Here is a 7,650-nt window from a genome sequence, read left to right as displayed (position 1 = left end):
GGCGGCCCGTGGCTCGCCGCCCTCGTCTACCCGCCGGGCCGGCGACGTGGTGCCGTCCGCCACCGGTTCCGCGCCGCCCGCGGCCGCCCCGGGCACCGGCGCCGGCAGGTCGACACCCGCGGTGCGGGCGCGGCCGGCCAGCTTCGCCACCAGCGACAGCGCCGGCTGCGCCAGCGGGACGCCCTCGGTGACCGACGTACGGCTCTTCTCCGCGGCCTTCTCGCGCAGCCAGTGCGCCTTGACGTCCGCCGGGGTCTCGGCGACGGCGTCGCCGAAGACGTGCGGGTGGCGGCGGACGAGCTTCTCCACGAGGGTGCCCGCGACGTCGTCGACCGAATACGGCTCGTCCGGGTCCTCCTCGGCGATCCGCGCGTGGAAGACGACCTGCAGCAGCACGTCCCCCAGCTCCTCGCGGACGGCGTCCGTGTCCCCCGACTCGATCGCCTCGACCAGCTCGTACGCCTCCTCCAGGCCGTACTTCACCAGCCCCTCGCTCGTCTGCCCGCCGCTCCAGGGGCAGGCGCACCGGATCCGGTCCATCACCTGCACCACGTCGACCAGCCGCGCCCCCGGGACGTCGTACGAGCCGGGCAGCAGCTCCAGCGACGGCATCTCCACCCGCCCCGAGCCCGCGAGCCGCGCCAGGTCGTCGGTCAGCCGCGGCTCGCCGTCCGCCCCGGCGACCACGACGACGTCGGCGCCCGCGGCGCAGGCGTCGACCAGCTCGCGCGCATCGGGCTCGGCGGTCTCCACGGGCACGCCCGCATCGCGCAGATACGGCAGCTGCGGGTGCGCGGCGTCGGCGCACAGCACCCGGTCGGCGCCGCGCAGCGCCTCCCACGCGGGCCAGGACAGCAGCCCGGGGGCGATGCGGTGGGTGGTGGTCAACAGGATGATGCGGCCGGTCACGTCCCCGACCGTAACCGACGCCGCCGACAGCGCCGTACCGGCCGCCCCGGCACGATCCTGCTACGCGGCGCGCCGCCCGCTCACTGCTGGGGCGCGATGCCGCCCTCCGGGTCGGCGCCGGCCTGCTTGATCCACGGGGTGTCGGACTGCGCCAGCCGCACCTGCTCGTTGTCCCACTTGCCGTACCGCGGGCTGACGTCGATGCCCAGGTCCTCCGACGCCTTGATGAGCACCTGCCCGAGCCGCGCCTGGCCCTCCTGCGTCTGCGTGTCGATGCCCAGCTTGGCCACGACCCCCTGCACCATCAGCTGCTGCTCGTAGTGCGCGTTCAGGGCCTCGGGCGGGATGCTGTACTGCTGCAGGTACATCGCCTGGAGCTGCTTCTCGCCGCCCACAGAGCCCGCCTCGGCCCGGCGCGTGCGCTGCACGTCGCCGCGGCGGACCGTCACGTCGTGGTTCTCCGCGGCCTGCTCGATGACCCGGCCCTGGAGCATGGAGTTCAGCGTGTCCACGCTCAGGTCGCCGCTCTGGGCGATCATCTCGTCGGCCTGGTCGCTGGCGTTCTGCGCGTCGCGCACCTCCTCGACCCGGTTCTGCAGCTGCGAGACGGTGATGCGCTCGTCGTCGCCGAGCACGGCCGCCGCTCCCGCGCGCGGCTCGCCGCCGCACGAGGTGAGCAGCGGCACGGCCCCGATGAGCGCGGCGGTGGTTACGGCGAGCGCGGTCCTGCGCATGGCGGCCTCCTGGGCGGCTTTCCTGCGGCGGCGTGCCACTTCGTGATACGGATCACGATCTTATGCAAGGGACGCCCGGCGCCACCACTGCTCAGGCGTGACTTGTCTGTTCGGCCGTCATTCATGTTCCGTACACCGCGGCACAAGAAGGTTCGGCAGTGACCGTATCCGACGTGCCGACGCAGCCGGCAGCCGCCTCCGCCTCCCCGCCGCAGCGCGCCGGCTTACACGTCCCCGCGGCGCCGTCCCGGCGGCCCGGCCACCGCTACGACGTGGACCTCATCCGGCTGTTGTGTGCCTGCGGCGTCATCCTGGGGCACACCGGCTCGGAGTTCATCAGCGCCGTGGGCCGGCAGGAGGCGGGCGGCGCCGCCGCGTACTGGGCGGGGATGACCGCCGACGCGGTCAGCCGGTTCGCCGTCCCCATGTACTTCGCGATCGCCGGCTGGGCCGTCCTCGCCGGCGCGCCGCCGCGCGACGGGCGGCGGCTCGCGCGGCGCATGGTGCGCATCGTCGTCCCCATGGGCGTCTGGACGGCCGTCTACCTGCTGTGGGGGCGGCTGCGGGAGACAAACGAGGATCCCCTGCGGGACCTGGCCGTGGACGCCGCGTTCGCGACCGTACGCCCCGCCTACCACCTCTGGTACCTGTACGCCTACGTGCCCGTCGTCCTCCTCCTCGGCTTCGTCGTCCTGCTGCGCGCCGGCCGGCGGCCGTGGTGGCTCGGCGCGGTGCTCCTCGGCTTCGCGCTCGGCCCCGGCCTGCTGGCCGACGCGGGGCGGGCGACGGGCTGGGGGACGCCGTCGTTCGGCTGGGGCTTCGGCGTATACGCGCTCGTGTACGCGGCCGGAGGCGCCCTGCTGTTCTCGCTGCACCCGCGCGGCGGGCGGGGCTTCCGGGCGCTGTGGCTGGGCGTGGCGGCGGCGGCGATGCTCGGCGTGCTGGTCTACCAGACGCAGGTGAGCTACGTGATCCCCAACGCCCACGTGCTGGTCGCGGTGTTCACCGGCGCGGTGCTGCTGGCGCTGACCCGGGTGCGGGTACCGGAGCGGTGGCGCCCGCGCGTGCGGCGGGCCGCGGGGGCGGCGTTCGGGGCGTACCTGGTGCACCTGATGGTGATACAGGCGCTGGCCGAGCCGGTGGTGTCGGCGGATCTGGGCGGCGCGGAGGCGGCGGTGCTGACAGCGGGGATCTGGGCGGCGAGCGTGGTGCTGTCGTTCGGCGCGGCGCTGCTGTGGCAACGGCTGGGCCTGCGGCGGGTGCTGGGGTAGCCGGCGCGGTACGCCGCGGGCCCCGGCGGGGGCCCGGCCCCGTACCGGCGTGCCCGTACCGCCCCGCTACTTCGTCAGCGCCCTGCGCACCTTCCCCAGCGCCCTGCGGGCGTTCGGCACCCGGCCGAGGTTGCCGCCGGGCAGCCCCAGCGCGGTCAGCCGTTTGCGCTTGAAGTACCGGCGCGTGCCGGCGTCCAGGTGCACCGCCAGCCACTCCTGCGCGGGTGCGCGCAGCCGCGCGTGGTTGTCGGCCTGCATGCAGTACCCCACCGCCGTGAGCAGCCCGGCGAGCTGGGCGGTGTCCCGCGCCGGGCTGCTCGCGGCGGGGGTGCCGCCCAGCTCCGGCACGATCGAGTCCACGATGGTGACGGGGATCCGGTTGCTGTTCTGGTACGGGGTGAGCCGCTCCAGGAGCGTCTCGGTGCCGACCCGGGCGACGGGGATGCCGTAGCAGGTGGCGGCGGTGAGCATCGCCGTGGAGAAGCAGCCGACGACGAGCCGCGGGCGCAGCGTGCCGTACAGCGCCTCGGCGAGCATCGGCTCCTCCTGCACCGTCAGCGCGACGCCCGCGTCCGCGGCGGCCTTCTGCAGCACCGTGGAGTAGCGGGCGGGGGCCGTGGGATGCGGCTTGAAGAGGACCGAGGTGTGGCCGGCCGCGGCGGCGCCGCGCAGCATCCGCTCGTGCAGCGCCTCTTCTTCGGCCTGGGTGAGGATGTTGAGCGCGGCGAGGTACTGGCCGAGGAGCACGGCGGTCGGCGCGCCGTCGCCGTCGTGCGCGCGTTGGCCCTCGCGCTCGCCGTCGGCCGCCTCCGCGGGCAGGCCGGGCGCGGCGGCGGAGACCTCGTCCAGGACCGCGCGGAACGCCTCGTTCGGCACCACCTCGGCCGGCACCCCGTACTCGGTGAGCAGCAGCGGCGTCAGGCCCGGCACCAGGTCCAGGTGCAGCAGCCGCTGCACCCGGCAGGCCACGTGCTGCGGCAGCCGCTCGCGGGTCGGGCCGTAGCTCATCAGCCCGTCCGCGTACACGTGCACGTCGGCGTCGGCGAAGATCGCGACGAGCGCCTTGGCGGGCGGCGCGGTCACCGACTCGACCACCAGGTCCAACGGCCCGTCGCCGAGGTCCCAGGCGCCGCGCAGCAGCCGCTGCAGCAGCGGCACGTCGGGGCCCCTGGGGTGCCAGGCGGCGGGGTGGTGCGGGCGGAACTCGTGGTTGTAGTCCAGCACTTCGTCGAAGCGGGCGGCGACCGGGCTCCAGCCGTGCATCTCCGGCAGCTGGGTCGCGGTCTCGGGCACGGCCGCGTTGTTGGCGACGAGCAGGATGCGCCGGGCCCCGGCCCGCGGTCCGAACTGCCCGGCGTCCAGCGCGGCGGCGAGCGTCGCCGCCCCGTACAGCGTGGAGACCTCGAAGATCTGGGTGCGGTGCTCGTGCACGACTCAGGCGACCCTTTCCGGCTTACCCGTGCTGTCCTGCCTTGCCGGCCTGGCCGGCTTCCCCCGTCCCGACGCGCGCAGCTGCCGCAGCATCCGGCCGCGCTGGTCGTCCATGCCGCGCAGCGTCTCCTCCAGCACGTCCTGCGGCATGCGGCGCAGCGCCTCGGCGGAGGCGCGCTCCAGGCGCCGGGCGAGGCCGGGCTCCAGCCTGTCGGAGTTGCCGCGGTGGAAGGCGATGAGCGCGCAGTAGGTGCGTACGGCCTTGGGGAGGAAGCGGTCGGCCTCGGGGTGGTCGGTGACGGCCCGGAGCATCGCGTCGTGCGCGGGGATGAAGTCGAGCTGGCGGTCGTCGCTGATCTGCGTCAGCGAGGTCTTCACACCGCGCCGGTAGAAGACGCCGAGCAGGCCGGTGACGGCGAAGGTCTCCGCGGTCAGGTGCAGCGTCCACGTCCACAGCCGGTCCTCGGCGGTGCGCAGGTCGTCGGCGAAGCGCCGGGCGCCGTCCTGGAACAGGCGGCGGTGGTATATGCCGGCCCAGACGAAGGGGTAGTCGACCATCGTTTCGAGATTGGCCTGACCGATGCCCTCGCGGGCCTTGAGTATCGTGTCGCGGCGGCGGGCGGGGGCGCGGCGTACGACGCGGTCGCGGCCGTTGGACTGGACGTGGTCGGTGCGGACGAAGTCGGTGCCATAGCGGTCCATGGCGGCGACGAGGTCGTCCAGGTAGCCGGGCGCGTACCAGTCGTCGCCGTCGAGGAACGTCAGGTAGTCGCCGCGGGCGGCGTCGATGCCGCTGTTGCGGGCGCGGGCGATGCCCTGGTTGGTGTCGTGCCGGATCACGCGCGCGCCGGGCAGCGTACGCGCCGCCCGGTCGACGATCTGCGGGGTGGCGTCCGTCGAGCAGTCGTCGACCAGGATGAACTCGCGGTCGGGTCTGGCGTTGCGGGCCAGACTGCGCAGAGTGTCCTGGGCGAAGTCCTGCACGTTGTGAAAGGGCACGATGACTGACAGCTTGGGCACTTCGCAAGGTTAGAAGGGCAATCGTTTAAACGGTTGCCGCGCAGAAGTCCAGCGGGTGAATTCTCGGTGCCGGCCATGGAAACGCGCGTGGCGGCGGGCGCGCTCGGCCCGCTGCGCCTCGGCCGGTGGCGGGTCCGGGGTCCGGCGGTCAGGCCGGGCGGGCGCCGGTGGCGGCGACGAGGTCCGCGAGCGAGTCGCGGGTGAGGGCCAGGCGGTCGATCTCCCGGTCCACCCCGCGCAGCTGCTCCATCAGCAGCGGGGTCAGACACGGCTCGATCTCCGCGTCGCTGCCGCAGACGCAGTCGAGGATCTCGCCGATGATGCGCGTGGACAGGCCGGCGTCGAGGAACCGGCGGATGCGGCGCACGGTCTGCGGTGCCTCCGGGCCGTAGAACCGGTGTCCGCCCGGGGTGCGCTCCGAGGCGAGCAGCCCCTGCTCCTCGTAGTAGCGCAGCAGGCGCACGCTCACGCCGGTCCGTGCCGACAGCTCGCCGATCTTCATGGCATCCCCGTATCCGCTGTGACCCTCCTCACAGCCGCTTGAATCTCACATCCATGTGAGTTCGTAGCGTACCCAGCATGCCGAACACCACGTACGACACGACAATCGAACCCGACTTCCGCATCGGCGGCGACCTGGAGGTCCGCCGGATCGGATACGGCGCCATGCGGCTCGCCGACGGACCGGACGCTCCCGGCGGCACCCAGGCGCCCGTCTGGACCGCGCCCGACGACCGGGCGGCGGCGATCGCGCTCCTGCGCGCGGCAGTCGACCTCGGCGTGAACCTGATCGACACGGCGGACGCCTACGCGCTCGGCGCGGGCGAGGAGCTGATCGCCGAGGCCCTGCGGCCGCGCCGGGCCGAGCTGGTGATCGCCACGAAGGTCGGGATGGCGCGGCCCTCGGCCACCGAGTGGGTGCCGCTGGGCCACCCCGCCTATCTGCGCCAGCAGGCCGAGTTGAGCCTGCGCAGGCTGCGTACCGACCGGATCGACCTGCTCTACCTGCACCGCATCGACCCGGACGTCCCCGTGGCCGAACAGGTCGGAGCCCTCGCCCGGCTGCAGCAGGAGGGCAAGGTGCGCCACATCGGCCTGTCCGAGGTGACGGTCGCGCAGCTGGCGGAGGCCGAGCGGACCGCACCGATCGCGGCCGTGCAGAACATGTACAACCTGACGGCCCGCGACCACGAGGAGGTCGTGACGCACACGGCGGCCAGGGGCACCGCGTTCGTGCCGTTCTTCCCGATCGCGGTCGGCACCCACGCCCGCCGGGACGGTCCGCTGGCCGAGGTCGCGGCGCAACTCGGCGCCACCCCGGCGCAGACCGCCCTGGCGTGGCTCCTGCACCGCGCCCCCCACGTGCTGCCGATCCCGGGCACCACGTCGGCCGCGCACCTCGCCGAGAACGTCCGCGCCCTGGAACTGCGGCTGACCGACGAGCAGTTCACGCACCTCGGGAACGCCGCGGCGGGCACGTCCTAGCCGGGGGGTCAGCTGCGGCACCGGCGCCGCATCGCGTCCTTGTCCGCCGCCGTCACCGGCAGCTCGTACTTCAGCGCGACCTGCGCGAACCGGACGCCGTAGGCGCAGCGCACCCGCCGGTTCGGCGGCAGCCACGCCGCCGGCCCCGAGTCGCCCTTCGCGGCGTTCGCGTCCCCGTCGACGGCCAGCAGGTTCAGCGGATCGTTCGCGAACTTCTCGCGCTCGTCCTCCGGCCACCGCGCGGCGCCCATCCGCCAGGCGTACGACAACGGCACCACGTGGTCTATCTGCACCTCCATCGAGGAGGAGGGCCCGCGCTCGAAGTCGATGTCCCGGCCGGCGTACGGGTCCGCCAGCTCCATGGCCCCCACCACGCAGTCGTCGCCGCTCCGGAGCCGTATGGCACGCCCGTCCCGGCGCAGGAGGTCGTTTCGGGTGTCGCACCCGTTCCCCGCGAGCGGCACGCCGTCGGCCGTGTCCATCCAGGCGTAGCCGAACTCGTCGCGGTCGTAGCCGGTGCCGGGGCCGCGGCCCCGGGTGGCGAGGCGGTCGATGACGCGCAGGGCGGCCTCGCGGTCGGGGGCGGAGGTGAGGGGTGCGAGGCCGGGGGCGGTGCCGTCGGGGTTGTCGAGGGGGGAGGCGGCGCGGCCGGAAGCGGGGTCGGCGGGGGCGGTGTCCGACGGGGGGTCGTCCGCCGGGTCCGGTACGGCGTCGCAGCCGGCGGTCAGCGCCACGGCCGCGGCGAAGGCGGCGGCTCCGGTGGCTCGGGCGGCTCCGGCGGCTCCGGCGGCGGGCGCGGC

The 7,650-nt window shown here is 74.4% G+C and carries 8 protein-coding genes; 2 read left to right on the top strand and 6 right to left on the bottom strand.

From position 1 onward, the window contains the following. Nucleotides 1-909 (bottom strand): nucleoside triphosphate pyrophosphohydrolase (locus tag ABD317_RS30780; RefSeq protein WP_344294139.1); only part of this gene is annotated, 909 nt, incomplete at its 3' end. An 80-nt stretch (nt 910-989) separates the two neighbouring features. Beyond that, complete coding sequence (locus ABD317_RS30775; RefSeq protein ID WP_344294137.1) at nt 990-1,643, bottom strand: SurA N-terminal domain-containing protein; 654 nt, start codon at nt 1,641-1,643, stop codon at nt 990-992. A 173-nt stretch (nt 1,644-1,816) separates the two neighbouring features. Between ABD317_RS30775 and ABD317_RS30770 the strand changes: the two genes are divergently transcribed. Then, nucleotides 1,817-2,914, top strand: a complete 1,098-nt coding sequence (locus ABD317_RS30770; RefSeq protein WP_425582477.1) for an acyltransferase — start codon at nt 1,817-1,819, stop codon at nt 2,912-2,914. A gap of 66 nt (nt 2,915-2,980) precedes the next feature. Here the strand turns inward: ABD317_RS30770 and ABD317_RS30765 are convergent, their stop codons facing one another. From ABD317_RS30765 to ABD317_RS30755, 3 genes are all read right to left on the bottom strand, one after another. Continuing rightward, nucleotides 2,981-4,345 (bottom strand): polysialyltransferase family glycosyltransferase, encoded by a 1,365-nt coding sequence (locus tag ABD317_RS30765; RefSeq protein WP_344294132.1) that lies wholly within the window; start codon nt 4,343-4,345, stop codon nt 2,981-2,983. 3 nt (nt 4,346-4,348) lie between these two features. Next, nucleotides 4,349-5,365, bottom strand: coding sequence for a glycosyltransferase family 2 protein (locus ABD317_RS30760; protein ID WP_344294129.1), 1,017 nt, complete (start codon nt 5,363-5,365; stop codon nt 4,349-4,351). A 148-nt stretch (nt 5,366-5,513) separates the two neighbouring features. After that, nucleotides 5,514-5,867 (bottom strand): MerR family transcriptional regulator, encoded by a 354-nt coding sequence (locus tag ABD317_RS30755; RefSeq protein ID WP_344294127.1) that lies wholly within the window; start codon nt 5,865-5,867, stop codon nt 5,514-5,516. A 77-nt stretch (nt 5,868-5,944) separates the two neighbouring features. Between ABD317_RS30755 and ABD317_RS30750 the strand changes: the two genes are divergently transcribed. After that, the gene (locus ABD317_RS30750) at nt 5,945-6,850 is read left to right on the top strand and encodes an aldo/keto reductase (RefSeq protein WP_344294125.1); all 906 of its coding nucleotides are present in this window, start codon (nt 5,945-5,947) and stop codon (nt 6,848-6,850) included. Nucleotides 6,851-6,858: 8 nt separating this feature from the next. Here the strand turns inward: ABD317_RS30750 and ABD317_RS30745 are convergent, their stop codons facing one another. Then, a complete protein-coding gene (locus ABD317_RS30745) occupies nt 6,859-7,584 on the bottom strand; it encodes an HNH endonuclease family protein (RefSeq protein ID WP_344294142.1) in 726 nt (241 codons plus the stop codon). Nucleotides 7,585-7,650: the final 66 nt, after the last annotated feature.

It is taken from the genome of Streptomyces synnematoformans (genome assembly GCF_039531005.1).
GTDB classification, from domain to species: domain Bacteria; phylum Actinomycetota; class Actinomycetes; order Streptomycetales; family Streptomycetaceae; genus Streptomyces; species Streptomyces synnematoformans.
Note: the sequence above shows the minus strand (reverse complement) of the source record. Positions and strands in the feature narration are given on the sequence as shown.

Excerpts from the sequence above, each read along its gene's own strand:
- ABD317_RS30775 (WP_344294137.1), bottom strand. The coding sequence starts at position 1,643 with ATGCGCAGGACCGCGCTCGCCGTAACCACCGCCGCGCTCATCGGGGCC.
- ABD317_RS30755 (WP_344294127.1), bottom strand. The coding sequence starts at position 5,867 with ATGAAGATCGGCGAGCTGTCGGCACGGACCGGCGTGAGCGTGCGCCTG.
- ABD317_RS30750 (WP_344294125.1), top strand. The coding sequence starts at position 5,945 with ATGCCGAACACCACGTACGACACGACAATCGAACCCGACTTCCGCATC.